The 24,809-nt window shown below is 71.8% G+C and carries 22 protein-coding genes; 10 read left to right on the top strand and 12 right to left on the bottom strand.

The window, feature by feature from the left end:
• Window positions 1–19 precede the first annotated feature (19 nt).
• Window positions 20–601: a DNA-3-methyladenine glycosylase I gene (locus AB0B66_RS19710; RefSeq protein ID WP_360531368.1), complete on the bottom strand. Its 582-nt coding sequence runs from the start codon at window positions 599–601 to the stop codon at window positions 20–22.
• 42 nt (window positions 602–643) lie between these two features.
• On the opposite strand from AB0B66_RS19710, the gene AB0B66_RS19705 reads away from it, so the two are divergent.
• Complete coding sequence (locus AB0B66_RS19705; RefSeq protein WP_360531365.1) at window positions 644–1,537, top strand: sterol desaturase family protein; 894 nt, start codon at window positions 644–646, stop codon at window positions 1,535–1,537.
• A gap of 92 nt (window positions 1,538–1,629) precedes the next feature.
• On the opposite strand, the gene AB0B66_RS19700 is transcribed toward AB0B66_RS19705, so the two are convergent.
• The 3 genes from AB0B66_RS19700 to AB0B66_RS19690 form a co-directional block, all read right to left on the bottom strand.
• A complete protein-coding gene (locus AB0B66_RS19700; protein ID WP_360531363.1) occupies window positions 1,630–2,106 on the bottom strand; it encodes an SRPBCC family protein in 477 nt (158 codons plus the stop codon).
• The gene (locus AB0B66_RS19695) at window positions 2,103–2,660 is read right to left on the bottom strand and encodes a DivIVA domain-containing protein (RefSeq protein WP_360531360.1); all 558 of its coding nucleotides are present in this window, start codon (window positions 2,658–2,660) and stop codon (window positions 2,103–2,105) included. The genes AB0B66_RS19700 and AB0B66_RS19695 overlap by 4 nt, the downstream gene beginning before the upstream one ends.
• Window positions 2,661–2,799: 139 nt before the next feature.
• A complete protein-coding gene (locus AB0B66_RS19690) occupies window positions 2,800–3,171 on the bottom strand; it encodes an NADH-quinone oxidoreductase subunit A (RefSeq protein WP_360531357.1) in 372 nt (123 codons plus the stop codon).
• 81 nt (window positions 3,172–3,252) lie between these two features.
• On the opposite strand from AB0B66_RS19690, the gene AB0B66_RS19685 reads away from it, so the two are divergent.
• The 3 genes from AB0B66_RS19685 to AB0B66_RS19675 all read left to right on the top strand — a co-directional run bounded on the left by AB0B66_RS19685 (window position 3,253) and on the right by AB0B66_RS19675 (window position 8,124).
• Complete coding sequence (locus tag AB0B66_RS19685) at window positions 3,253–5,010, top strand: SigE family RNA polymerase sigma factor (RefSeq protein ID WP_360531354.1); 1,758 nt, start codon at window positions 3,253–3,255, stop codon at window positions 5,008–5,010.
• Window positions 5,011–5,267: 257 nt separating this feature from the next.
• Window positions 5,268–7,100 carry a 2-oxoacid:acceptor oxidoreductase subunit alpha gene (locus tag AB0B66_RS19680; protein ID WP_203691330.1) on the top strand — a complete coding sequence of 611 codons (1,833 nt, stop codon included), beginning with the start codon at window positions 5,268–5,270 and terminating at the stop codon, window positions 7,098–7,100.
• The gene (locus AB0B66_RS19675) at window positions 7,093–8,124 is read left to right on the top strand and encodes a 2-oxoacid:ferredoxin oxidoreductase subunit beta (RefSeq protein WP_360531351.1); all 1,032 of its coding nucleotides are present in this window, start codon (window positions 7,093–7,095) and stop codon (window positions 8,122–8,124) included. The genes AB0B66_RS19680 and AB0B66_RS19675 overlap by 8 nt, the downstream gene beginning before the upstream one ends.
• Window positions 8,125–8,187: 63 nt before the next feature.
• Here AB0B66_RS19675 and AB0B66_RS19670 read toward each other — a convergent pair whose 3' ends face one another.
• Entirely contained in the window at window positions 8,188–9,477 is a 1,290-nt protein-coding gene (locus tag AB0B66_RS19670; RefSeq protein ID WP_360531348.1) for a hypothetical protein, read from the bottom strand.
• A 160-nt stretch (window positions 9,478–9,637) separates the two neighbouring features.
• On the opposite strand from AB0B66_RS19670, the gene AB0B66_RS19665 reads away from it, so the two are divergent.
• Complete coding sequence (locus AB0B66_RS19665) at window positions 9,638–11,281, top strand: family 10 glycosylhydrolase (protein ID WP_360531345.1); 1,644 nt, start codon at window positions 9,638–9,640, stop codon at window positions 11,279–11,281.
• 85 nt (window positions 11,282–11,366) lie between these two features.
• Here AB0B66_RS19665 and AB0B66_RS19660 read toward each other — a convergent pair whose 3' ends face one another.
• A complete protein-coding gene (locus AB0B66_RS19660) occupies window positions 11,367–12,137 on the bottom strand; it encodes a hypothetical protein (protein WP_360531342.1) in 771 nt (256 codons plus the stop codon).
• On the bottom strand, window positions 12,134–12,634 hold the full coding sequence (locus tag AB0B66_RS19655) for a SigE family RNA polymerase sigma factor (protein WP_360531339.1): 501 nt from the start codon (window positions 12,632–12,634) through the stop codon (window positions 12,134–12,136). Before AB0B66_RS19655 ends, AB0B66_RS19660 begins: the two co-directional genes overlap by 4 nt.
• A gap of 196 nt (window positions 12,635–12,830) precedes the next feature.
• On the opposite strand from AB0B66_RS19655, the gene AB0B66_RS19650 reads away from it, so the two are divergent.
• On the top strand, window positions 12,831–13,364 hold the full coding sequence (locus AB0B66_RS19650) for a phospholipase (protein ID WP_360531336.1): 534 nt from the start codon (window positions 12,831–12,833) through the stop codon (window positions 13,362–13,364).
• An 85-nt stretch (window positions 13,365–13,449) separates the two neighbouring features.
• Here AB0B66_RS19650 and AB0B66_RS19645 read toward each other — a convergent pair whose 3' ends face one another.
• Complete coding sequence (locus AB0B66_RS19645; protein WP_360531333.1) at window positions 13,450–16,143, bottom strand: adenylate/guanylate cyclase domain-containing protein; 2,694 nt, start codon at window positions 16,141–16,143, stop codon at window positions 13,450–13,452.
• A 428-nt stretch (window positions 16,144–16,571) separates the two neighbouring features.
• On the opposite strand from AB0B66_RS19645, the gene AB0B66_RS19640 reads away from it, so the two are divergent.
• From AB0B66_RS19640 to AB0B66_RS19625, 4 genes are all read left to right on the top strand, one after another.
• Window positions 16,572–17,516, top strand: a complete 945-nt coding sequence (locus AB0B66_RS19640) for a lytic murein transglycosylase (RefSeq protein ID WP_360531330.1) — start codon at window positions 16,572–16,574, stop codon at window positions 17,514–17,516.
• Between the two features lie 101 nt (window positions 17,517–17,617).
• Window positions 17,618–18,694, top strand: coding sequence for a GNAT family N-acetyltransferase (locus AB0B66_RS19635; protein ID WP_360531327.1), 1,077 nt, complete (start codon window positions 17,618–17,620; stop codon window positions 18,692–18,694).
• 4 nt (window positions 18,695–18,698) lie between these two features.
• The gene (locus AB0B66_RS19630; protein WP_191842465.1) at window positions 18,699–18,914 is read left to right on the top strand and encodes a zinc ribbon domain-containing protein; all 216 of its coding nucleotides are present in this window, start codon (window positions 18,699–18,701) and stop codon (window positions 18,912–18,914) included.
• A gap of 389 nt (window positions 18,915–19,303) precedes the next feature.
• Window positions 19,304–19,792, top strand: a complete 489-nt coding sequence (locus AB0B66_RS19625; protein ID WP_360531324.1) for a helix-turn-helix transcriptional regulator — start codon at window positions 19,304–19,306, stop codon at window positions 19,790–19,792.
• Here the strand turns inward: AB0B66_RS19625 and hemB are convergent.
• From hemB to AB0B66_RS19605, 4 genes are all read right to left on the bottom strand, one after another.
• Window positions 19,789–20,772: a porphobilinogen synthase gene (gene hemB / locus AB0B66_RS19620; protein WP_360531321.1), complete on the bottom strand. Its 984-nt coding sequence runs from the start codon at window positions 20,770–20,772 to the stop codon at window positions 19,789–19,791. The genes AB0B66_RS19625 and hemB overlap by 4 nt on opposite strands.
• Before the next feature lie 88 nt (window positions 20,773–20,860).
• A complete protein-coding gene (locus AB0B66_RS19615; protein WP_360531318.1) occupies window positions 20,861–22,441 on the bottom strand; it encodes a uroporphyrinogen-III synthase in 1,581 nt (526 codons plus the stop codon).
• On the bottom strand, window positions 22,438–23,358 hold the full coding sequence (gene hemC, locus AB0B66_RS19610) for a hydroxymethylbilane synthase (protein WP_360531315.1): 921 nt from the start codon (window positions 23,356–23,358) through the stop codon (window positions 22,438–22,440). Before hemC ends, AB0B66_RS19615 begins: the two co-directional genes overlap by 4 nt.
• Complete coding sequence (locus AB0B66_RS19605; RefSeq protein ID WP_360531312.1) at window positions 23,358–24,692, bottom strand: glutamyl-tRNA reductase; 1,335 nt, start codon at window positions 24,690–24,692, stop codon at window positions 23,358–23,360. The genes hemC and AB0B66_RS19605 overlap by 1 nt, the downstream gene beginning before the upstream one ends.
• Between the last annotated feature and the right edge of the window lie 117 nt (window positions 24,693–24,809).

The raw sequence follows: 24,809 nt of genomic DNA, 5'->3' as shown, positions 1-24,809 counted from the left end.
CGCTCACCCGCTCATCCCATCACAGCGTTCGCGCGGCGACGTGGCAGCCTGCCAGGTGATCGTCGACCATGCCGGTGGCCTGCATGAGCGCGTACGCGGTAGTGGGTCCGACGAACCGCAGCCCGCGCTTCTTGAGGTCCTTGGCCATCGCCATGGACTCCGCGGAGGTGGCGGGCACGTCGGCCCGTCCGGCGGGGCGGGGGCGGCTGCCGGGCTCCGGGGCGTACGACCACAGCAGCGCGCTCAGGCCGCCAGGCAGCTCCAGCGCGACCCGCGCGTTGTGCAGCGTCGCCTCGATCTTGGACCGGTTGCGCACGATCCCGGCGTCGCCCAGCAGCCGCTCCACGTCGGCCGGCCCGAACGCGGCGACGCTCTCCAGGTGGAACCCGGCGAACGCCGCCCGGAACGCGGGCCGCTTGCGCAGGATCGTGATCCAGGACAGGCCGGATTGGAACGCCTCCAGGCTCACCCGCTCGAACAACGCGTCGTCGCCGCGCAGCGGGGTGCCCCACTCCTGGTCGTGGTAGGCGCGGTACTCCGGCGCTCCGGCCGACCACGCGCAACGCGCCAGCCCGTCCTCGCCCATGATGAGGTCGCTCACCCTCTTGCCCCCTTACTGGAACGCGAATAGCCTTCGGAACCCATGGAGCTCCCGGCCTTCCCACCGGTGGTGCTGTACTCGGTGCCGCTGTTCATTCTGCTCATGGTCCTCGAACGCGTGTCCTACTGGTTCCATCCCGACGACGACGAGGTCGGTTACGGCGGCAAGGACACCGCGACGAGCCTGAGCATGGGCCTGGGCAGCCTCGGCTGGGACGTGCTCTGGGGCATCGGCACCGCCGCCGCGACCAGCGCGATCTACCTGCTCACGCCGCTGCGCATCGAGTTCCACTGGTGGGCGCTGCCGCTGTTCCTCATCGCGCAGGACCTCTGCTACTACTGGTCGCACCGCGGCCACCACATGATCCGCCTGCTGTGGGCCTCGCACGTGGTGCACCACTCGTCGCAGACGTTCAACCTGTCCACCGCGCTGCGCCAGTCGTGGACCGGCTTCACCGGGTTCCTGTTCTACCTGCCGCTGGCCGCGGTCGGGGTCAACCCCGCGATCACCGCTTTCTGCGGCGGCATCAACCTGGTCTACCAGTTCTGGATCCACACCGAGCGCATCGACAAGATGTGGCGGCCGTACGAGTTCGTCTTCAACACCCCGTCGCACCACCGGGTGCACCACGCCTCGCAGGGCGGTTACCTCGACCGCAACTTCGGCGGCATCCTGATCATCTGGGACCGCCTGTTCGGCTCGTTCGCCCCGGAGACCGAGCGCCCGATCTACGGCCTCACCAAGAACATCACGACCTACAACCCGCTGCGCGTCGCCTACCACGAGTACGCCGCCATCTTCCGCGACCTGCGCACCCGCCGCGTACGCGAATGGCTGCCGACCCTGCTCCGCGGCCCCGGCTGGTCCCCCGGCGCGCTGCCCGCCCCGAGGCCCGTCCCCTCCCCGGCCGCCCCACGGGCCGTCCGGATCGAGTGACCTCTCAAGATCGTCCGACTTGCCGGGCAACCGTGCGTATCTTGGACGCCCATTCGCACACCTGCCAGGCAAGTCGGGCGATCATGGAGCCGTCAGGGCAGGCGGCCGGACTCGACCATCTTGGCGAAGCGCTTCAGGGCCTGCTTGAGGCTGACCTTGGAGCCGGGCCACAGCAGCGGCCAGGCCAGTCGGCCCGCGACGCCGCCGGGCAGGTGGAACCACTCGTGCCAGACCACCTGGGTGCGGTCGCCGGCCATCGGGGTGCACCGCATGACCCCGGGGCCCCGCAGCACCTTGCCCTGGTGCACGACCCGCACCTCGTACGGCGGGTCCACTTTGACCACGCGCATCTCGTCGCGCAGCACGGCCGGGCCGGCCACGGTGATCGCCTCGATCACGGTGCCCTCGCCGCCGTCGCCCTCGACCACCCGCACCTTGGTCAGCGGGATCCAGTCGCTCTGCCGCTCCCACGCCATGAACGCGGCGAACACCCGCTCCGCGGGCGCGGCCACGATGATCGTCGCGGTGACCTCACCCGCGCCGGGCGCGGCGGGATCGCCCGCCGTCACCGCCGGACCGGCTCGCCGGCCGGTGCCTCGCCCACCACGGCGGGGGCCGGGTCGGTCTCCTGGTCGACCTCGTCGGCGGGCTCGTCGCCGGTCTGCTCGGCGGTCGCGTCGAGCTCGGCCGGGGCGGCGTCCTCGACGGGGGTCTCGTCGGTGACGTCAATGGTGTTCTCGTCGACGGGGGTCGCGGTGACCACGCCCAGCGCACTGGCGCGGGCGCGGGCCAGCGTGTCGGCGTCCTCGACGCGGCCCTCGCGCAGCGCGGTGACCTCGGCTTCGAGCACCTGGATCAGCTCGCTCTTGTAGCCGATGTCGTACGCCAGCCGGCGCAGCGTCTGGTCGACCTGCGCCATCCGGTATCCGCGCCAGGCCGGGTCGAACGTCGCCCGGGACACGTCGCCCTCGACGAGCGGGCGGTCGGCGGGCAGCGGAGTGGCTCGCTCGTCCGGTTCGGCCGGCGCCAGACCTGGGTCACCCCCGGTGACCAGCGTCATCACCCCGAACACCACGGCGCCCACGGTGAGCGCGACGACGATCAGCAGCAGCACGTTGCCCATGCCCACGATCGTGGCACGAAGGGCGCTCCAGCGCGACCCTGCCACCCGAGCTGTCCGGCCCGTGGCACGGGATCCATCCGGCTCATTACCGGCGGGTAGCGCAGCGCTCGGCCGGGCGGATACCGAAATGCGCACGCGGTCAGAGCCAGCGCAGCGCGTTCTTCCGCCAGGCGTAGAGCAGGCCCAATGCCAGCACGGTCACGAACACGGCCATCTCCAGGACCACCGCGAGCCCCGCCTTGACATAGACGACTGCCCATGGGAACAGGAAGACCGCCTCGACGGCGAACAGCACGTACAGGTACGCGTAGACGTAATAACGAATCTGCATCTGCGCCCAGCCGCCCTCGACCGGGTCGAGGCCGCACTCGTACGTGTCGAGTTTGCCCTCGGCCGCGCTGGGCCGCGACGGGCGCAGCAGCCGGTTCGCCGTGTACGCCCCACCGATGATCAGCACACCGACGAGCAGCAGCAACGCCACCGTCGCGTACGCGTCGAGGTAACCGTTCACGACCGCAGCCTAACGTCTGGCGGTAACAGTTGGGATTCATGCAACCGGGCGGCGGGGCATCGTGTGTGACCCTGCATGACGATGTCCGTCCCGCCCCCGGCGACGCCCGCGCCGCTGTCTGCCCGCACGCCGCGACCCGCTGCCCGGCGTGCCCTCGACGCCGCCGACTTCGACGCCTTCTACCAGGCGCACTACGCCGGCACCGTGGCCGTCGCGTTCGGGCTGACCGGCGACCGGGAGCAGGCACAGGACCTCGCCCAGGAGGCGTACTGCCGCGCCTGGCAGCGCTGGGCCGAGATCTCCCGCTACGACAACCCGCCCGCCTGGGTGTACCGGGTGACCGTCAACCTGGCCCGGTCCCGCTGGCGCCAGCTGAGGGTGGCCGCCGCGCACCTGGTGCGCCAGCGTCCCGCTGAGGTGCCGGCGGCGGATCCGGAGCACGTGGCACTGGTGACCGCGCTGCGCGCGCTGCCGATGGACCAGCGCCAGGCGATCGTGCTGCACCACCTCGTCGACCTGCCGGTGGCCGAGGTGGCCCGGGAGATGGGCGTGCCCGCCGGGACGGTCAAGTCCTGGCTGCACCGCGGGCGCACCGAACTGGCGGCCCTGCTCGGCGAGCACTCGGGCGCCGGCGGCGAGCCCGTGCCCCCGCAGGACGTGCGGCAGCGCGGCGACCGGCAGCGCCGCCGCCGCCGTGGGGCGATCGCGACCGCGACCGCGGCCGCCTGCGCGCTGGTCGCGGTGTTCGCGCTGCAGGTGATCCGGTTCGGCGGGCACCAGCCGCCACCTCCGGCGCAGACCCCGAGCCCGAGCGTGAGCGTGTCCCTGCCCAGCGCGCCGCCGCCGAGCCCGGGACCGGTGCGCCCGGTCGACGCGGGAGACCCGATCCTGGACGTCGACTGGCGCACGGCCGTGGTGACCGTCCCGGCCTCACCCGGGTGCCCCTCCGGGCGGCTGACCTTCCGCGAGGTCGACGGGCGCACCGGGGAACCGGTCATCACCAGCGGCGGCGGCTGGCCGCAGCTTTACCTGGACCGCGAACCGGCCGCCTACGGCGATCTCACCGGGGACGGCGCGGCCGAGGCGGTGCTGCACGCCTACTGCCTGTCGGGCGAGGAGGACAGTGGCGACGGCTCCTCGCGCCTGCTGGTGGTGGAACGGGCGACGGACGGGGCGCTGCGCGCGCTCGGCCTGCCGGGCGAGCGGGGCGCATTGTTCACCAGCGTCTGGGTGGCCGACCAGGTGCTCTACACCGAGATGCACCCGTGGCACACCGGGCCGCGGGACTACCTGATGGGCATGGCATACGGGTTCCGCTGGACCGGCAAGGCGTTCGCCGGGCAGGACGTGTCGAGCCAATACCCGCCGGTCCTGCCGACGGTGGAGGGCCGCCGCCTGGACCTGACCGGCATCGCGGACCAGGTGGACTGCGCCGGGCTGCCCGCGCCCAGCGGGCCGGTGCGGCCGGTGTTCGACGCCGAGGGCATCGCCGCGGCCGGCGACCGCGAGTGGAGCCTGGTGCCCGGCACGCCCTCCAATGGCCCCTACCTGCCGCGGCTGCTGCCGGACCGGCGGCCGTATCTGGTGCTGCTGGTGGCATGCGCGCCCGACGACACGCCGAATGCCACGTCCGACGTGCAGCCGGGGCACAACCTCGTCGTCTTCGACACCGCCCCGGACGGCTGGCTGGCCGTGGCCAGGGTGCCGACCCCCGCCGGGCACACCGTCAGCCACTGGCGGGTGACCGCCGAAGGCCTGCGCGTCTCGTCGGGCCCGGCGTCCGGCGGCGTCGGCACGGACCGGACGTACGCGTGGAATGGCACATTGTTCGCCGAATAGCCGCTGCGATGCCACTCTGTGGGACGGACCAGTGATATGCGCGACCCGTCTCCCAAAGTGCTGTCGTCTTTATCACGTTCCGCATGGATTCACCGGGGGGGCCGTGTCAACGCTATTCCCTACCTCCGACGTAGGCTGACCTTAATCGAGACGTAACAGCACACCACCCCAGCAGGAGGTCGCGTCCAGTGGCCGAACATCGTGAGGGCGCCGGGCAGGCCGGTCAGCTCAGCGAGCACGGGCATCCCGCCAAGGAGATCCACCAGCTCGACCGGGTGGTGATCCGCTTCGCGGGTGACTCGGGCGACGGCATGCAGCTCACCGGCGACAGGTTCACGTCGGAGACCGCCCAGCTCGGCAACGACATCTCGACGTTGCCGAACTTCCCGGCGGAGATCCGCGCGCCCGCCGGCACGCTGCCCGGCGTGTCGAGTTTCCAGGTCGCCTTCGCCGACTACGACATCCTCACGCCCGGCGACGCGCCGAACGTGCTGGTGGCGATGAACCCGGCGGCGCTCAAGGCGAACATCGCCGACCTGCCCAAGGGCGGCACGATCATCGTCAACACCGACGAGTTCACCAAGCGCAACCTGGCCAAGGTCGGCTACGACAGCAACCCGCTGGAGGACGACTCGCTGGCCGGCTGGGACGTGCACAAGGTCGGGCTGACCAGCATGACCGTAGGCGCGCTGGCCGAGCACCCGGTGAGCAAGAAGGACGCCGAGCGGGCCAAGAACATGTTCGCGCTGGGCCTGCTGAGCTGGCTCTACTCGCGGCCGCACGAGTCCACGATGCACTTCCTGGAGCGTAAGTTCGCCGCCCGCCCCGAGCTGGTCGCCGCGAACAAGGCCGCCTTCAACGCGGGCTGGAACTTCGGCGAGACCACCGAGGGCTTCGCGGTGCGCTACGAGGTGCCGCCGGCGCAGATGGCCCCGGGCAACTACCGCAACATCACCGGCAACACCGCGCTCGCCCTGGGCCTGGTCGCCGCGGGCGTGAAGGCGAAGCTGCCGGTGCTGTTGGGGGCTTATCCGATCACCCCGGCGTCGGACATCCTGCACGAGCTGAGCAAGCACAAGAAGCTCGGCGTGACCACGGTGCAGGCCGAGGACGAGATCGCCGCGATCGGCGTCGCGCTGGGCGCGGCGTACGGCGGCGCGCTGGGCATCACCACGACCAGCGGCCCGGGTGTGGCGCTCAAGGGCGAGACGATCTCGCTCGCGGTGGCCCTGGAGCTGCCGCTGGTGATCGTGGACGTGCAGCGGGCCGGCCCGTCGACGGGTCTGCCGACCAAGACCGAGCAGGCCGACCTGAACATGGCGCTGTTCGGCCGGCACGGCGAGGCGCCCGTCGCGGTCGTGGCCGCGCAGTCCCCGGTGGACTGCTTCCACGCCGCGATCGAGGCCTGCCGGATCGCGCTGAAGTACCGCACCCCGGTCATCCTGCTGTCGGACGGCTACGTCGCCAACGGCTCCGAGCCGTGGCTGCTGCCGGAGATCAGCGAGCTGCCCGACCTGCGCGTCGAGTACGCGAGCGGCCCGAACGGCGAGGACGGCAAGTTCTACCCGTACCTGCGCGATCCGGAGACCATGGCGCGGCCGTGGGCCGTGCCGGGCACGCCGGGACTGGAGCACCGCATCGGCGGCCTGGAGAAGGCCGACAAGACCGGTGACATCTCCTACGACCCGGCCAACCACGACTTCATGGTGCGCACCCGGGCCGCCCGCATCGAGGCGATCGACGTGCCGGACATCGAGGTCGAAGACCCGTCCGGCGAGGCGAAGGTACTGGTGCTGGGCTGGGGCTCGACGTACGGCCCGATCGGGGCGGCGTCGCGGGCCCTGCGCCAGCGCGGGGTGAACGTGGCGCAGGCCCACCTGCGGCACCTCAGCCCGCTGCCGAAGAACCTGGGCGAGGTGCTGGCGTCGTACGACAAGGTGGTCATCCCCGAGATGAACCTGGGCCAGCTCGCCCACGTGATCCGGGCGCGCTTCCTGATCGACGTCGTCGGCTACAACCAGGTGCGCGGGCTTCCCTTCACCTCCACCCAGCTGGAGACCATGCTCGAGGAAGTGATCAAGAATGTCTAACGCGGTGCCGGTCCAGCTGTCGGCGAAGGACTTCAAGTCCGACCAGGAGGTGCGCTGGTGCCCGGGTTGCGGCGACTACGCGATCCTGGCCGCGATGCAGACCTTCCTGCCCGAGCTGGGCATCCCTCGCGAGCGCACGGTCTTCGTGTCGGGCATCGGCTGCTCCTCGCGCTTCCCGTACTACCTGAACACGTACGGCATGCACTCGATCCACGGGCGCGCCCCGGCGATCGCCACCGGCCTGTCGGTGTCGCGCCCGGACCTGACCGTGTGGGTGGTGACCGGTGACGGCGACGCGCTGTCCATCGGCGGCAACCACCTGATCCACGCGCTGCGCCGCAACGTCAACATCAAGATCCTGCTGTTCAACAACAAGATCTACGGTCTGACCAAGGGGCAGTACTCGCCCACCAGCGAGATCGGCAAGATCACCAAGTCGACGCCGACCGGCTCCTCGGACGCGCCGTTCAACCCGATCTCGCTGGCGCTGGGCGCGGAGGCCTCGTTCGTCGCCCGCACCATCGACTCCGACCGCAAGCACCTGCAGTCGGTGCTGCGTCAGGCGGCCGAGCACCAGGGTTCGGCGTTCGTGGAGATCTACCAGAACTGCAACATCTTCAACGACGGCGCGTTCGAGGTGCTCAAGGACCCCGAGACGCGCGACGCCTACCTGATCCGGCTGGAGCACGGGCAGCCGATCACGTTCGGCAAGGACGGCTCCCACGTGGTCACGCACCCGGCGGGCAGCTTCGGCCTGGCCGTGAGCGAGGCGGACAAGGTCGACGCGGGCGAGGTGCTCACACACGACGCCCACGCCGAGGACCCGGCGTACGCGTTCGCGCTGTCCCGGCTGGCCGGGCCGGACCTGCGGCACACCCCGGTGGGCGTGTTCCGCTCGGTGCGCCGCCCGTCCTACGACGAGCTGGTGCGCAACCAGCTCGACGCGGCGAAGGCGAAGGCCGGCGAGCCCGAGGCCGACCTGGCCGCCCTGCTCAACTCCGGCGACACCTGGACCATCCTGTAACCGGCTGACATGCGAAAACGCCGCCCGTGACCGATCGCGGGCGGCGTTTTCGTCTGCCGTGGTTCAGGACTCCGGCTCGGTCTTGGTCTCCAGCTGGCCGCGCTCGGCGGCGAACTTGGCCTTCACGTCGGCGACCTTCTTGTCGAAGTACATGATCGATCCCAGGCTGCCCTTGTCGGCCCAGACGCAGATGGCGACCTGGCTGCTGTCCATGGTCAGCGCCGCGCACTTGGCGATGCCGCCCAGCGGGCCTGGCTCGACCGCCACCCACTGCTCGGTGATCTTCGAGCCCTCCGTCATCGACTTGGTGAACTCGTCGAACGCCACGTCCGGCTTCGGGTTGATCATCGCCATGGCGAAGACCATCGCCATGTTCTTGGACTTCACGTCGCCGTAGAAGGCCGCCACGGAGGCGGTCGCCCCGGGCATCTCCTTGGAGATCTGGGTCTTCAGCTCGTCGGCCGCCTTCACCAGGTCGGGCTCGGCGCTCTTCTCCCGCCCGCCGAGCTGCGTCGGCTCCTTCACCGAGATGCTCGCGGCCTGCTCGACCGTGTCCGCGGCCTCGCTGATGAAGTCCTTGAGGAAGAAGTAGCCGCCGCCGGCTCCGCCGCCGCACAGCACCAGCAGCACCACGAGCGTGATCCACAGGCCCTTGCGGGACTTCTTGTACGGCGGATCGGGCTCGTAGCGGCGCTTGCTGCGCGGCTCGTGGCCGGCGAACGGATCGTCGTCGACGCTCACGTCGCCCAGGAAGCCGCCCTGCTGGGCGTAGCCGTCCTGGTAGCCGCCCTGCCCCGCGGGCCTGCCATAGGCCGCGGGCTGACCGTACGACTGCTGCTGGGGATAACCGCCCTGCTGCGGGTAGCCGCCCTGACCGGCCTGTGCACCGTACCCACCCTGCTGTGGATATCCGCCCTGGCCGTACCCACCCTGCTGTGGGTAACCATCACCATGCTGTGGGTAACCGCCGTCCTGGCGACCGTACCCACCCTGCTGTGGATAACCACCCTGGGCACCCGGCCGGTCCTGCTGCGAATAGCCCCCTGCCTGCGGATATCCGCCCTGGGAGGGGTATCCGCCAGGGCCCTGCTGAGCCTGCCCGCCGCCGTAACCGCCGGATCCGGCGTACCCGCCGTCCTGTGGATAACCTCCGGTCGGTGGATAACCCGACTGCTGTGGATAACCACTGTTTTGCTGGGGATAGCCGTATTGCTGGGGATATGTGCCATTGGTGCCGGAGGTCGGGGCCGACGGCGGCTGGCCGTGCCCGTCGTCCCCGCCCGAACGCCGCCACGGGTCCGTCGGGTGACCCTCCGGCTCGTCGCGCCGCGAACCGTAGTCGGAGTAGGACATGTCAACTCCCCACGTGTGGCCGGCGACACGCTGTCACCGTTCGCCAGATGGTAGCGGCAGATGAGAAGTCCTCGGGAACCGTACCCATCGAGCCACTTGCGTTCTTGGCCGGAGAATGAAAGTTTTCTTCGGACTGCACATTGCTACTGGAGGAATTCTCATGCGCATGAGACTGATCGCGGCCGCGGCCGCGACAGCGCTGCTCGGCGCGCTGCTGGTGCCCGGCGGCGCGCAGGCAGACCCGCTGTCCTCTGCGCCGGCGGCCGCGCCGGACGCGACGGAGTGCACGCTCAACCCCGCGCTGCCCAAGCGGCAGTTGCGGGCGATGTGGATCGCCAGCGTGGTCAACATCGACTGGCCGAGCGCCCCCGGCAAGGCCGAGGAGGAGCTCAAGGCCGAGTACCGCGGCTGGCTCGACCTCGCCCAGCGGCTCAACCACAACGCCGTCGTGGTGCAGATCCGCCCCACCGCGGACGCGTTCTGGCCCTCGCCCTACGAGCCCTGGTCGGAGTGGCTGACCGGCAAGCGCGACAACGTCGGGCCGGGCTGGGACCCGCTGGCCTTCCTGGTCGCCGAGTCGCACGCCCGCAACCTGGAGTTCCACGCCTGGTTCAACCCGTACCGCATCTCCATGCCGACCAGCGCCAGCGGTCTGGGCGCGGGCACCGACGTCAACAACCTCGCCCCCGGCCACCCGGCGCGGGTGCACCCGGACTGGGCGCTGGCCTACCCGGTCAACGCGGCCGGCAGCCGGCTCTACTACAACCCGGGCATCCCGGAGGTACGCCAGTACGTGCAGGACGCGATGATGCACGCGGTCGAGAACTACGACATCGACGGCGTGCACTTCGACGACTACTTCTACCCGTACCCGGCGGCCGGCCAGGACTTCCCCGACCAGGCCACCTTCGAGCAGTACGGGGCCGGCTTCGCCAGCAAGGCGGACTGGCGGCGCAACAACATCGATCTGCTGGTGCACGAGATGAGCCAGCGCATCAAGGCCGCCAAGCCGTGGGTGAAGTTCGGGGTCAGCCCGTTCGGCATCTGGCGCAACAAGGCCGCCGACCCGCTGGGCTCGGAGACCAACGGCACCCAGTCCTACGACGCCAACTTCGCCGACACCCGCAAGTGGGTCAAGGAGGGCTGGCTGGACTACATCGTGCCGCAGATCTACTGGAACATCGGGCTGGCCGTGGCCGACTACGCCAAGCTCGTGCCGTGGTGGTCCGACGTGGTCGCGGGCACGAACACGCAGCTCTACATCGGCCAGGCCGATTACAAGATCGCCACGGCCGGGCAGCCGGCCGCCTGGTTCGACCCGACCGAGATGAGCAAGCACCTCACCTTCAACCGCGACTACAACGTCGCCGGAAACGTGCACTTCAGCGCGGTGCAGGTGCGGGCCAACCGGATCGGCGCCACCGACGTGTACGCCGCCGACCACTACAGCAAGCCGGCCCTGGTACCGACCATGTCGCACCTGCCCAGCAAGCCGCTGCTGTTCCCGGTCGTCACCAAGGCCGACCGCGGCGACGCCGGGGTGGCGCTGAAGTGGCAGCCGCTGGCCGACGGGGCGGGCCCGTTCGGCCAGGCCGCGTCGTACGCGGTCTACCGCGTCAACGGCCTGCGGATCCTGCCGAGCGCCTGCGACTTCGCCGACGCGACGAACCTGGTCGCGACGACCCGGGGCACCGAGTTCACGGACACCACCGCGGTGCCCGGCCAGCGCTACACGTACTTCGTCACCTCGCTGGACCGGCTCTACAACGAGAGCCTGCCCAGCCCGGCCCGTTTCGTCCCCTGATCCGGGGGTAGCGCACGCACCCCTTCGCGTGCGCGTCAGTGAAGGGCGCCCGCCGAGACCCGGCGGGCGCCCTTTCCCGTATGGGTCAGAGGTGCAACGCCGGGTCCACCGCCACGGCCTTCCACAGCTCGATCCAGGGCAGCGTGTGCTTCTCCGGGTGCCCGACGAAGAACAGCGTCCCGTCCGGCTTCACCGCCTGCACCACCACCTCGCTGGCCATCACCGCCACGGCCGGCGCGCTGGGCACCCCCGCACCGCCACCGGGCAGTTTGCGCCCCAGCTCGGGCATCAGCTCCGGCTCGCCTGACGGGTCCTCGGCGGGAACCGCACCGACGTGGATGCGCACCGTCGTGGTGACCTCGCCGATGGTGAGCTGCCCCAGCCAGTCGAAGTTCTCCAGGCGCAGCCGGTGCAGCCTGGAATCGGCCGGGCAGGCCGTGTCGAACGTCGCGGCGTCGTAGGGTGCGAGCCTTGCGGGCGGCGTCGCACCCGGGCTGCACACGTGCATCTGCCGGCGCAGCGTCTCCAACCCCGTCACCCCGGGGGCCTCCCGGGTGATCGCCGCCTTGAGCACCTCCAGCAGCCGCTGCGCCCGCTGGTCCGGCATCTCCGCCGACGCGGGTGCGGAGGCTGCCGTGGAGGCCGCCACCGGCAACTGCGGCCCGTGCGCCGCCGGCCCGAGCAGACTGACCGTCGACAGGATCGCCGCCGCGGACAGGAGCAGGCCCCCCGAGGCGGCCGCGATCCGGCGGCCCCGCTGGGCCCGCCTGCCCCGGTGGACCAGGTCGTCGATGTCGATGGCGGTACGCGGGGCGGTGCCCGCGTACTCGTCCAGGGTGTCTCGGTAGTCGTTCATAGCCGTCCCTCTGCATTCGCCTCGATTGCCAGGCCACGCAGGGTCTCGAGCCCCCGAGCCGACTGGCTCTTCACGGTTCCCTCGGAGATGCCGAGCAGGCTCGCGGTCTGCTCGACCGACAGGTCGCAGTAGAAGCGCAGCACCACCACCGCCCGCTGCCGTGGACCGAGCGAGCGCAGCAGCCGGCCGATGCCGCTGCGGTCCCCCGGTTCGTCCGGTGCGGCCGCGACCTCGGGCAGTAACGCCTCCGGCCGCTCGCGCCGCCACGGCCGCCGCCGCTCGTCCAGCCAGGCGTTGGTCAGCATGCCGCGCACGTAGGCGTCGACGTTGTCCGCCCGGCGGACCCGCGACCAGGACCGGTAGAGCTTCAGCAGCACCGTCGACACCAGATCGTCGGCGGCGTGCCAGTCGTGGCAGAGCAGGAACGCGATGCGCCGCAGGCTCTCCAGCCGTGCCGCCACGTACTCCCGGTACTCCGGTTCGTCCTCGCGGTTCACGTCGTCCCTTCCCGTCGTCTCCAGGCAGGGGACGTAAGCGCCGGGCAGCGGGGTTGCATCCCCTTGCAGCGCCTGAAAAATCAACACTTCCGAAACATGGGCGCAACGACTACATTCAGCTCCACCGATGCTCACCCCCGCATCGGGCCACCGGCTCGTTGAACCCCTGACGAACCCTATTCGCCGAGGTGAAGCCATGTCCCGCCTGCGCATGCTGCTCGCCCCCGCAGCCGCGATGATCGCCGTTCTCGCGATCTCCTCGCCGGCCGCGGCGGTCACCCCCGCCGAGAAGCTCTCCGTGATGTCCAGCTGGAGCCAGACCAGCGTCAGCAGCTACAACGCGTGGAACAGCGCGCGGCAGAACCAGGGCGCGTGGGCGGCGTACGCCTTCGACTGGAGCACCGACTACTGCTCCAGCAGCCCGGACAACCCGCTCGGCTTCGACTTCAAGCTGTCCTGCCACCGGCACGACTTCAACTACCGCAACTACAAGGCGATGGGCCAGTTCTCGGCGAACAAGGCCCGCATCGACAGCGCCTTCTACGAGGACCTCAAGCGCAAGTGCGCGACGTACAACGTCGTCGTGCGGCCCGCCTGCACCAGCCTCGCCTGGACCTACTACCAGGCCGTCAAGCAGTTCGGCAGCGTCGGCGCGGTGAGCCAGACCGACATCGCCAAGGCACAGAAGCTCAAGGACGACGCGCTGCGCCGCGCCGCCGAGAACGACTGACGACGCCCGCTCCCGCGGTTCCTGCGCAGGCTTCCCGATCCGTCTCCGGGAAGGCTGCGCAGGACTGCGTCAGGGGTCTGTTTGTTCAGGAGCCGCTGGGCAGCTCGGCGAAGCGGCTGGAGTCCACCGCGAGATCGGGGTGCTCCACGGCCAGCGCCAGCGACGCCGTCTCCCCCAGCGACATCGCCGCGCCGCGGGCGTACGCCTCGTCGAACACCGCGTCGCCGAGCGCGGCCCGGGCGGCCTCCTGCTGCGCGGTCCAGTACGAGGCGAAGATGCCCGGCCCGCAGTGCAGCCGTACCGTCGTCGACTCGGCCGCCCCGAACAGCGTCGCCGCCGTCGTCGCGTCCCCGCCCTGCACACACCGGGCCGCCATCGCCTTGACGGCCACGCAGGCCCGCCCGTGGAAGCCGTACGCCATGCGCGAGCGCAGCGCCACGGTCAGGTGCTCGTGCGCGGCGACCAGGTCGCCCCTGCGCAGCGCCACCATGCCCAGCAGCAGGTCCAGGGTGCGCCGCCCGCGCTCGGCCGGGCGCAGCTGCTCCAGCTGGCGGGAGGCGGCCAGCAGAGTGGCGGCCTCATCGAGCGCGCCGCGCAACCACAGCAGCTCGGCCAGGTTGCACACCGCGAACAGCGCGTCCGGCGCTACGTCGTACCGGGTCGCCCAGGCGAGCACTTCACGGCAGGCCTGCTCGGCGTCGTCGGGCTTGCCCGCGTCGCGCAGCGCGCCCGATCGCCCAGCCAGCACCCGCGCCAGCAGGCCCGGATCCCCGGCCCGCCGGCCGGCGGCCTCGGCCCGGCGGCTGAACCGCAGCTCCTCGACGAACTCTCCGTCGACGGCGGCGTGGCCCGAGTGCGCGTGGTAGGCGCGGGCCAGCTCCGCGTCGGGAACCCGCTCGCCGGTCTCGGACAGGCGGGCGTACAGCCGGAACAGCCACAGCCGGCCTTCCCGGGCCAGCCCTCGCTCCCGCCACCACTGGTCGAGCCCGCAGGAGAGCTGCAGCCCGGAGCGGGCGCTGCCGCCCGTGCCGCACCAGCGCAGCGCGGCGCGCAGCTCGGCGATGAGCGGGTCGATCGAGTACAGCGACAGGGTCACCGGCTGCTCGTCCGGCCCGCGCCCGACCGCCTGCAGCGCGCGCAGCGCCCAGGCGACGTGCCGGTCCCGCGCGGCCGCCTCCTCGCCGTGCGCGGCCAGCCGCCGGGCGGCGTAGCCCCGAATCGGGTCGAGCATGCGGTAGGTCGTGCCGTGCGCGCCCGGCTCGGCCTGCACCAGCGACTTGTCCACCAGCACGGTGAGCGGACCGAGCGGGTCGCCGTCCATCAGCGACTCCACCCCGGCCAGGCCGACCGGCCCGGCGAAGACCGACAGCCAACGCAGCAGCCGCGCCGCGTCGTCCGGCAGGGTGCGGTAGGACCAGGTCACCGTGGCCTGCATGGTGGCGTGCCGGGCGTGCGCGCCCGAGTGCGGCGGCCCGGCGTCCAGGGCCTGCAGCGGGTCGCTCTCCTCCGCGGTCAGCTCGGCGTGCAGCCGGGCCGCCAGCTCACCGCCGGACAGCACCCGCAGCCGGGCCGCGGCCAGCTCGATGGCCAGCGGCAGCCCGTCCAGGCGGGCCGCCACCCGGGCCAGGTCGGCCAGTTCGGCCGGCTCGACCGCGCGCCCACCCCGGGCCGCCGCGGTGCGCTCGGCCAGCAGCGTGACAGCGTCGCTGACGCCACCACCCGCGGCGGGCGCCAGCGACAGCGGCGGGATGCGCCAGACCAGCTCACCCGCGATGCCCAGCGGCTCCCGGCTGGTGGCCAGCACGGTCACCTCGCGCGCGCCGGCCAGCAGCTGGGCCACCAGCGGCGCGACGACGCCCACATGCGCCTCGCAGGTGTCCAGCAGCAGCATCAGGCGGCGGGTCGAGGCATGCTCGACCAGCGTCTCGACGACCGGGCGGCCCGGCTCCGGGCGCAGCCCCAGCACCGTGGCGACGGTGAAGGCGAGCAGTCCCGGATCGGTGACACCGGCGATGTCGACACTCCAGATGCCGTCCGGATAGGACTCGATGAGGTCGTGCGCGACGGCCACGGCCAGCCGCGACTTGCCCGCTCCGCCCGCACCGACCACGGTCACCAGCCGGTGCGCCGACAGCAGGTCGGCCAGTTCGACGCGCTCCGGATGCCGCCCCACGAACGAGGTCAGCGGGCTGGGCAGGTTGTGCGGTGCGGTGCGTTCGGTGCGCGGGCGGGGGAAGTGCTGTTCCAGCTCGGGTGCGACGAGCTGGAACAGGCGCTCGCGGCCGTCGAAGCCGCGCAGCCGGTGCAGGCCCAGGTCCAGCAGCCAGGCCTGGTCGGGCAGGCGGGACGCGGCCTGCGCGGTCGACGCCGACAGCAGGATCTGCCCGCCGTGCGCCGCCGCGGCGACCCGGGCCGCGCGGTGCACCTCGGGGCTGGCGTACTCGCCGCCGTGCGGCTGCGCGAATCCGGTGTGGAGCCCCATCCGCACCTTGGGCTGCGCCTGCGGATCGGACCACGTGTGGGCTTCGAGCGCACGCTGCGCGCAGGCGCACGCCTCCACCGCGGTCGAGGCGTCGGCGAAGGCGAAGAAGTAGGAGTCGCCCTCGGTGAACAGTTCCACACCGCCCGCCGCCGCGAGCACGGCACGCAGCACCCGCCGGTGCTCGTGGAGCACCGGCCGGTAGCCGTCACCGAGCATCTGGGCCAGTCGGGTCGAGCCCTCGATATCGGTGAACAAGAACGTCACCTGCCCACGAGGCAGATGTGTACGCTGCTGCACGCGCGGATAACCTCCGCCCCCCTGGAAGTCGCGGTTCATGCTGCCGTACCCCCACCTGCACAGGACATCGTGAGAACGGGTTGATCGAGCCGTCCGAGGGTGTCGCCGTCCGCGAACGGTGAAGCCGATCAGTGCCGTGTCGAGCTTGCAACCGTCGTAACGACGACACCGCAGGGCGGATGTGGGCCTTGAGGTCACAACCGGATCACCCGAGCCGTCGCCGACGGACACGGCGTGCGCACGACAATGCGGCGCGCGCGAGGCATACTCGACCCGTGCGGGACGGGGAGGACACCACGGAAGCGGCGGCGCGGGCTCGGAAGCCGGCCGCCGAGGATGCTGTCGGCGCAGTGGCGCCGCAGGACGCGGAAACCGTTGCCGCGACAGCGGCCGAAGCCGACGGCGATGCCGTGACCAGGCCGGATACTGTGACCACGCCGGACACCGCGGACGCTGCGACCGCGCCGGACGCGGCGATCGCGCCGGGGGCCGAGGCGGCGCCCGCGATCTCGGTCGGGGTGGCGATGGTGCGGCTGCGTTCGGCGGCGATGGACGCGGGCCGCGTGGTCTGGCGGCAGTCGCGCCGCCCGGTCGGCCGGCTCACCACCACGGGCGTCACCCTCGCATTGCTGGTCGCCGCAGCCGGCGCGTCCGGCGCGCTGCTGATCCCTTCCCTGGTCGGAGCCAAGGCCGCGCCCGCGCCGTCACCTTCGGTATCGAGCGAGGCGCCCGCGAGCGCGACGCCGAGCCCCAGCTTCGAACCGCTCCCCACGGCCACCGCCGCGCCGAGCCCGGTGGCCCGGCCGGCCGCCGCGTTCCGCCGCTGGGCCGAGGCGACCTCGGCCAAGGTGAACGTCCCGGTGACGGCTCTGGAGGCGTATGCGTACGCCGAATGGGTGGTGACGTCGACCCGCCCGTCGTGCAAGCTGCGGTGGACCACCCTCGCCGCGATCGGCAAGATCGAATCTGATCACGGCCGCACCAAGGGCGCGAAGCTCGGCGACGACGCGAAGGCGCTGCCCCCGATCGTCGGGCCCGCCCTGGACGGCACCAAGAACACCAAGAAGATCAACGACACCGACGCCGGCCGGCTCGACCTCGACAAGAAGTGGGACCACGCGGTCGGCCCCATGCAGTTCATCCCGACCACGTGGACGACCTACGGGGTGGACGCCGACAACGACCAGCTCGTCGACCCGCACGACCTCGACGACGCGGCCCTGTCCGCGGCCTACTACCTCTGCGCGCCGAACAAGGACCTGACCGTCGTGGCCAACTGGAAATCGGTGGTCCTGTCGTACAACAACGTCGGGGTGTACCTGCAGAAGGTGTACGACACCGCGCAGGCGTACGGTCGTAGCAGTCAGACCTGATCCACCGGACGTCTCGCACAGTTCAGCGAAACGGCCCATAACACTACCGTCCGCCACTGCCTGCGTCGTTGAACGCCACTCAGAGTAATGGTTTGCATACGATGACAGGTGGGACCCTTCCGTTTCGGGGGCGCAGTGTGCAAGCTGGACAAGTGAAGGTGCGCGAATGGGATCCCCGTACCGCCGCCGCCACTGAGATCACCTCTCTGGTCGCACTCCTCAATGAGGTTTCCGCGGTCGACCTACCTGATGATCCCCTGTGGCAAGACGGCCGGATGCGCGACTACCTGGCGGTCACCATGCCCGGTGAACGCAAGATGATGTGGCTGGTCGAGGAGAACGAGGGCGACGCCGCGCGCGGTGTGGCCCCGCTGGCCGCCGGGAGCATCATCCTGCTGGGCGACATCGGCGTCGTCGAGATCCTGGTCCATCCCAAGGCGCGCCGGCAGGCCATCGGCCGCGCGCTGCTGACCGAGCAGGTGCGGGTCGCCCTGCGCAAGGGCTTCACCACGCTCGGCGTCGAGGTGGCCGGTGCCACGTCCGCCGTCGACTTCTACCAGGCGCACGGCTTCACCCTGGCGTTCACGGAGATCCGCAGCGTGCTGCGGCTCGACACGGTCGACTGGTTCTCCCTCGGCGACATGGCCGCGGGCGTCGGCGCCGGCTACCAGATCGAGTTCTACGCCGACAGGCCGCCCGAGCACCTGATCGCGCCGTACGCGGCCGCCAAGGCCGAGGTGCGTGACGACTACGACCTCGGCGACCTGGAGCTGCGTCCGAGCTCCTACGAGCCGGAGCGGCTGCTGGCCAGCCTGCACACCCTGGCTGCCCGGGGCCTGAAGCTCTACATCGTGGTCGCCGTCCAGGAGAAGACGGGCGAGGTCGCCGGCCTGACCGAGGTCGTGGTGCCCGCCCAGCGCCCCGGCCGTGCCGACCAGTACGACACCGTCGTCGTGCCGCGCCACCGCGGCTACGGCGTGGGCCGTGCCATCAAGGCCCGGATGCTGTTCGAGCTGCGCTCGGCCGAGCCGAACCTGACCGAGGTGCAGACCTGGAACGCGGCGGTCAACGAACCCCTCATCAAGGTCAACCAGGAGCTCGGCTTCGTCGCCGACCGCCAGTGGCTGGAGTACGAGGGCGACGTCGTGGAACTGGCCGCCAACCTCCGCATAAGCTGATCCGATGCCACGCTACGACTTCCGCTGCCGCGCCTGCGGCGACACGTTCGAGGTGAACCGGCCGATGGCGGCTGCGGGTGACCCCGCGCCCTGCCCGGCCGGCCACGACGACACCGTGAAGCTGCTGACCACCGTCGGCCTCTCCGGCCGCGGCGACGCGATCCCCGCGCCGTCCGGCGGTGGCGGCGGCGGCTGCTGCGGTGGCGGCTGCTGCAGCTGACGTCCCGCGCTGTCGGCCTCGGTGCGGGGTCATCATCGCCGTAGGCGTGCAGAACGTGAGGCCGAGCCAGACTTCGTGCCCCCAACTGGCGATCGCCTGTACGTTTCGCCGGTCCGTCCTTCCAGCTCAGGCCTACGCCCCGAACGCATTTGCTCTGCACCCATTTGCTTGCTCTGCACCCACATACGCAACGGGGTCGTCAACTTCCGGCTGTTGCGCCGATGGGTGCAGAGCAAGGCTTTGGGTGCAGAGCAAATGCGTTCGCCAGGGACACCTGAGCTGGGCGGATGAGGAGAACCGAGCCGCGGTTATCCACAGGGCCGGTGTTTGTCCACAGGTTCGGCGATCGGCGGTTGCAAGTCCCCGGTTTGGCGGTGAGGCTGGCGGCTATGCCGCGTCCTCGTAAGGAAAGCCTGCCCGGCACGCCGTTCCCGGTCGTGGGGCTGATCCGGGCCGCCCGCCGCCGCGCCGACCTGAGCCAGCGCGAACTGGCCAAAGGTGCGGGGTTGCACGCTTCGACGGTCGGACGGATCGAGGCCGGCGAGCTGTGGCCGAGCCTCGTCGCCTTCGCCAAGCTCATGGGGGCGACGGCGCACTATCTGACCGTGGTCGACGATGACGGGCACGTGCTGATGCCGATGAGCGACCGGCGGGACCAGGAGCTGCGCGACGGCGCGGAACGCCGCTACCCCTCGCACCTGGACCTGGTCCTCGATCCGCGGCCGGGCGAGTGGTGGGCCGATCAGTACGGGCTGGCCCGGCCGCCGGAGACGTTCCTGCGCGACCGGGCGCGGCGCGACGCGCAGCGGCGGCGCAGCCAGTGGGAGGTCCGGGTGAAGAAGTACCGCAACGACCCGGAGCCGCCCGAGGTGTATTAGAAGTCCGCGCGCAGGCGGCGGGCGGCGTCGGTGGCCCAGTAGGTCAGGATCATCTGCGCGCCGGCGCGGCGGATGGAGTGCAGGGTCTCCATCATGACCCGGTCGCGGTCGATCCAGCCGTTGGCGGCGGCCGCTTCGACCATCGCGTATTCGCCGCTGACCTGGTAGGCGGCGACGGGCACGTCGACCATGTCGCGGACCGCGGCGACCACGTCGAGGTAGGGCAGCGCGGGCTTGACCATGACGATGTCGGCGCCCTCGGCGACGTCGAGCGCGACCTCGCGCAGCGACTCCCGCAGGTTCGCCGGGTCCTGCTGGTAGGTGCGCCGGTCGCCGTCCAGCGACGACTCGACCGCGTCGCGGAACGGGCCGTAGAAGGCGGAGGCGTACTTGGCCGCGTACGCCAGGATCGTGGTGTCGCGGTAGCCGGCCTCGTCGAGGGCCCGGCGGACCACGGCGACCTGGCCGTCCATCATCCCGGAGGGGCCGACCACGTGCACGCCGGCGGCGGCCTGGGCCACCGCCATGCGGGCGTACGCCGCGAGGGTCGCGTCGTTGTCGACCGAGCCGTCGGGGCGCACCAGGCCGCAGTGGCCGTGCGAGGTGAACTCGTCCAGGCACAAGTCGCTCATGACCACGACGCTGTCGCCGACCTCGGCGACGACGTCACGGATCGCGACGTTGAGGATGCCGTTCGGGTCGATGCCGCCGGAGCCGACGGCGTCCTTCTCGGCCGGGATGCCGAACAGCATGACCCCGCCGATGCCGGCCTGCGCCGCCTCGGCGACGGCCTTGCGCAGCGACTCGCGCGAGTGCTGGAGCACGCCGGGCAGCGACTTCACGGGGCGGGGCTCGGCGAGGCCCTCCTTCACGAACAGCGGCAGGATCAGCTCGGCCGGGTGCAGCCGGGTCTCGCTGACCATCCGCCGCATCGCCGCGGTGGTGCGCAGCCGTCGCGGCCGCACGTTCGGGAAGGACATCACGCGCTCCCTGTCTTTGCTGTGATCGAGGTGTCCCCGACGCTGCTACAACGACGTCGAGGACACTTCGATCACGCGGTGCCGCGGCTCAGCGGAAGCGCAGGGCGGTGGGGCCCTGCACCTTCGAGCCGCGGCGCTGCTTGGCCGGCATCGCGGCGAGCCGCTCGCGCAGCTCGACGGCGTACATCGCGAGCGCCTCGACCAGGTCGGGGACGGACGCGTGCTCGGGCTGCACGTCGACGCGCAGACCGAACTCCAGTGCGGTCTCGGCCGTCTTCGGGCCGATCACCGAAACCACCGTACGCTGGTGCGGTTTGCCGGCGATACCGACGAGATTGCGGACTGTGGAGCTTGACGTGAAGAGGACCGCGTCGAAACCACCCGACTTGATGGCGTTGCGGATCTCCTCCGGCGGCGGCGCGGCGCGCACGGTCCGGTAGGCGGTGACGTCGTCGACCTCCCAGCCGCGCTCGGTGAGCCCGGCGGCGAGCGTCTCGGTCGCGATGTCGGCGCGGGGCAGCAGCACCCGGCCCACCGGGTCGAAGATCTCGTCGTACGGCGCGAACTCGGCGAGCAGGCCCTCGCTGGACTGGTCGCCCGCGGGCACCATCTCGGGCTGGATGCCGAAGGAGCGGACCGCCTCGGCGGTCGCCTCGCCGATGCAGGCGATCTTGACGCCGCCGAAGTGCCGGGCGTCGAGGCCGTGCTCGCCGAACTTCTCCCACACCGCGCGCACGGCGTTGGCGCTGGTGAAGATGACCCACGCGTACCGGCCGTCGACCAAGCCCTTGATCGCCCGCTCCATCTGGGCCGGGGTCCGGGGCGGCTCGACCGCGATGGTCGGCACCTCGCACGGGATGGCCCCGTACGCCCGCAGCCGCGCGCTCATCACGCCCGCCTGCTCCTTGGTGCGCGGCACCAGCACGCGCCAGCCGTACAGCGGCCGCCGCTCCCACCAGCCGAGCTTGTCCAGGTGCTGGACGCCGCCGCCGACGGTCACCACGACCCGGCCGGAGAAGCCCAGCGCGGCGGCGACGAAGCTGTCCACCGACGAGGTGGTCGTGTACTGCGTGTCGCCCGTGCCGTCACCGGTGATCGCCACCGGGGCGGTCCCGTCGACGCCCGCGGCCAGCAGGCCGTCGCGCACCGAGGCGAGGTCGCCGGCGTCCACGGCCAGCGCGACCGAGCCGTGCCGCACCGCGGCGGCCAGCCCGTCGAAGTCGAGCGTGGTGACGTCGTCGACGTCGGCGGCGGTGCGTACGCCGGTCAGCGGCACGCCCGCGTAGGTCGCCACACCGGCGGCCTGGGGCACGCCGGGCACGACGGCGAAGCGCACGTTGGTCCGGGCGACCGCCTGGACCTCCTTGACCACGGCGTCGTGGCCGAAGGGGTCACCGGTCACCAGGTGCACCGCGTTGCGGCCCGAACGCGCCTCGGACAGCAGCACCTTGGCCACGTCCCCGGGCACGCCCTCGGCGGGGCTGTATTCGGTCAGGTCGCCGGTCTCGGCCTTGAGCGTGTCAAGCAGCGCGTCGGGCACGCTGCGGTCGTACACGATGTGGTCGGCTTCGAGCAGCGTGTCGTACGCGCGGCGGGTGAGCAGTCCCGGGTCGCCGGGTCCAGCCCCGACGAACGCGACGTGCCCGGCGGGCTTACGGGTGCGGGTCATTCTGCACTCCCAAGTACATTCTCGGCACCGTCTTCGAGCAGGTCGGCGGCCAGGGCCCGCCCGATCTGCTCGGCCTCGGCGAGCGTTCCGGTGCGCGACAGCCGGAGGGCGAACCGCCCGTCCACGCTGATCACCGCACCGCGCAGGTAGATCTCGTCGTCTTCGGTTGTCTCGGCCAGCGCGGCGACGGGTGCGCTGCACCCTGCCTCCAGCGCGGCCAGCAGCGCCCGCTCGGCGGTGACCGCCGCACGGGTCGCCCGGTGGTCGAGGGCCGCGAGGGCCTCGACCAGGTCGGCATCTGCGGACCGGCACTCGACGGCCAGCGCGCCCTGGGCGGGCGCGGGCAGCATCAGCATCGGGTCCAGGATCTCGGTGACCTCACCGGCGCGGCCCAGCCGGGCGAGGCCGGCGCGCGCCAGCACGACCGCGTCGAGCTCGCCGTCGGCGACCTTGCGCAGCCGGGTGTCGACGTTGCCGCGGATCGGCACGGTGGTGACGGGCAGGCCCAGCGCGTTGATCTGCGCGATGCGGCGCAGCGCGCCGGTGCCGATGACGGCGCCGGCGGGCAGCTCGGCCAGGGTCAGCCCGTCCCGGGCGATCAGGGCGTCGCGCGGGTCGGCCCGCTCGGGCACGGCCGCGATGGACAGGCCGTCGGCGGGCGCGGTGGGCAGGTCCTTGTATGAGTGCACCGCGAAGTCGATCTCCTTCGCGGTCAGCGCGTCACGCAGCGCGGACACGAACACGCCCACGCCGAGCTGCTGCACGGGCGCGGACGAGCGGTCGCCCGCCGTCGCGATCTCCACCAGCTCGACCGGCAGCCCGGTCGCCGCGGTCACCAGATCCGCGACGGTCTGCGACTGCGCCATCGCCAGGGCGCTGCCCCGCGTACCCAGCCGGAGCACTCCGGTACGGCTCATCAGGCACCCCCCTTCAAATCTGGCACGTCGGCCACCGTCGTGTGGTCCGGCGATCCGGGGATCACCGACAGGTCGAACAGGTCGCGCAGCAGGCTGGCGTACGCCTCCCCGCCGGGCTCGGCGGCCAGCTGGCGCACCCGCACGGTGGGCTGGTGCAGCAGCCGCTGCACGATCCGGTGCACGGTGTGCGCCACGTCGGCGCGCTGCTCGTCGGTCAGGTCGCTGCGGCGCTGGGCGAGGCGGCGCAGCTCGGCGCTGACCACGTCCTCGGCCCTGGCCCGCAGCGCGGCGACCGTCGGCGCCACCTCGGCGCCCCGCAGCCAGCTCGCGTACGAGTCGACCTCGCCGGCGACGATCTGCTCCACGGCCGCGACCTCGCGGTCGGCGGACGAGCGGGGGCAGACCGGCGCGCCGGACGTGGCCGGGTCGAGCACGGTGCCCAGGCGCGCGACGTCGACGAGCCGCACCCCGGGAAGCTCGGCGACGGCCGGCTCGACATCGCGCGGCATCGCCAGATCGATGATAGTCAGGATCTTGGCGGACCCGGCGCGCGCCGCACCGACGTTGCCCGTGGTGAGTACGTGGCCGGTCGAGGCTGTCGCGGTGATCACGACGTCGGCGTCGACCAGCAGCTCGGGCAGGCGCTGCATCGGGGCGGCGGTGGCGCCGTACGCGTCGGCGAGCCGCTGCGCGCGGTCCAGGCCGCGGTTGACCACGGTGACCGTGCCCGCGCCGCGGCGGGTCAGCTCGGCGACGGCCAGCGCGCCCATCGCCCCGGCCCCCACCACGAGCCAGCGGTGGCAGTCCGCGGAGTTCGCGACGGCGTGGTCCAGCGCGGCGCTGACCATGCTGCGCGGCGCGTGGTCGATGCCGGTCTCGGCGTGCGCCCGCTTGCCGACCCGCAGCGCCTGCTGCAGCAGCTCGTGCAGCACCTTGCCGGCCGCGTCGGCCTCGGTGGCGTGCTGGTATGCCTCGCGGAGCTGGCCGAGGATCTGCGCCTCGCCGGCCACCATCGAGTCGAGCCCGGCGGCGACCCGGAAGACGTGGCGCACCGCGTCCTGGCCATGGTGCACGTACAGGGTGCTCGCGAGCTGCTCGGCGGGCACGCCGGACAGCTCGGACAGCACCTCGCCGAGGTGGCTCAGACCGGCGTGGAACGCGGGCACGGCGGCGTAGACCTCGACCCGGTTGCAGGTGGAGACCACGACCGCCTCGGCCAGCTCACCGCCGGCCAGCAGCCGGGGCAGCGCCTGCGGGCCTTCGACCAGCGACAGCTTCTCCAGCAGTTCCACCGGCGCGGTCCGGTACGACGCGCCGACCACGACGAGGTTCACGCGGCCACCTCTCCTCGTGCGGCCGGGCTGCCGTTCATGGCCCCGCCCGCCTCAGCGATCACACGAGCCACGCGGCCGCGGCCGACGGCGCGGGCCGCCGGGCGGGCCGGTTCGACC

Origin of the sequence: Catellatospora sp. NPDC049111, from assembly GCF_040648615.1 — a bacterium.
Lineage (GTDB): Bacteria > Actinomycetota > Actinomycetes > Mycobacteriales > Micromonosporaceae > Catellatospora > Catellatospora aurea.
The sequence above is the reverse complement of the archived record's forward strand: the minus strand, read 5'-3'. Positions and strand labels throughout refer to the sequence as shown.

What these genes read in the sequence shown, in the direction of transcription:
- AB0B66_RS19685 (WP_360531354.1), top strand. Translation starts at nt 3,253, where the DNA reads ATGTCCGTCCCGCCCCCGGCGACGCCCGCGCCGCTGTCTGCCCGCACG.
- AB0B66_RS19630 (WP_191842465.1), top strand. Translation starts at nt 18,699, where the DNA reads ATGCCACGCTACGACTTCCGCTGCCGCGCCTGCGGCGACACGTTCGAG.
- hemB (WP_360531321.1), bottom strand. Translation starts at nt 20,772, where the DNA reads ATGTCCTTCCCGAACGTGCGGCCGCGACGGCTGCGCACCACCGCGGCG.
- AB0B66_RS19665 (WP_360531345.1), top strand. Translation starts at nt 9,638, where the DNA reads ATGCGCATGAGACTGATCGCGGCCGCGGCCGCGACAGCGCTGCTCGGC.
- AB0B66_RS19705 (WP_360531365.1), top strand. Translation starts at nt 644, where the DNA reads ATGGAGCTCCCGGCCTTCCCACCGGTGGTGCTGTACTCGGTGCCGCTG.
- AB0B66_RS19650 (WP_360531336.1), top strand. Translation starts at nt 12,831, where the DNA reads ATGTCCCGCCTGCGCATGCTGCTCGCCCCCGCAGCCGCGATGATCGCC.
- AB0B66_RS19625 (WP_360531324.1), top strand. Translation starts at nt 19,304, where the DNA reads ATGCCGCGTCCTCGTAAGGAAAGCCTGCCCGGCACGCCGTTCCCGGTC.
- AB0B66_RS19615 (WP_360531318.1), bottom strand. Translation starts at nt 22,441, where the DNA reads ATGACCCGCACCCGTAAGCCCGCCGGGCACGTCGCGTTCGTCGGGGCT.
- AB0B66_RS19635 (WP_360531327.1), top strand. Translation starts at nt 17,618, where the DNA reads ATGACAGGTGGGACCCTTCCGTTTCGGGGGCGCAGTGTGCAAGCTGGA.
- AB0B66_RS19660 (WP_360531342.1), bottom strand. Translation starts at nt 12,137, where the DNA reads ATGAACGACTACCGAGACACCCTGGACGAGTACGCGGGCACCGCCCCG.
- AB0B66_RS19675 (WP_360531351.1), top strand. Translation starts at nt 7,093, where the DNA reads ATGTCTAACGCGGTGCCGGTCCAGCTGTCGGCGAAGGACTTCAAGTCC.
- hemC (WP_360531315.1), bottom strand. Translation starts at nt 23,358, where the DNA reads ATGAGCCGTACCGGAGTGCTCCGGCTGGGTACGCGGGGCAGCGCCCTG.
- AB0B66_RS19695 (WP_360531360.1), bottom strand. Translation starts at nt 2,660, where the DNA reads ATGGGCAACGTGCTGCTGCTGATCGTCGTCGCGCTCACCGTGGGCGCC.
- AB0B66_RS19670 (WP_360531348.1), bottom strand. Translation starts at nt 9,477, where the DNA reads ATGTCCTACTCCGACTACGGTTCGCGGCGCGACGAGCCGGAGGGTCAC.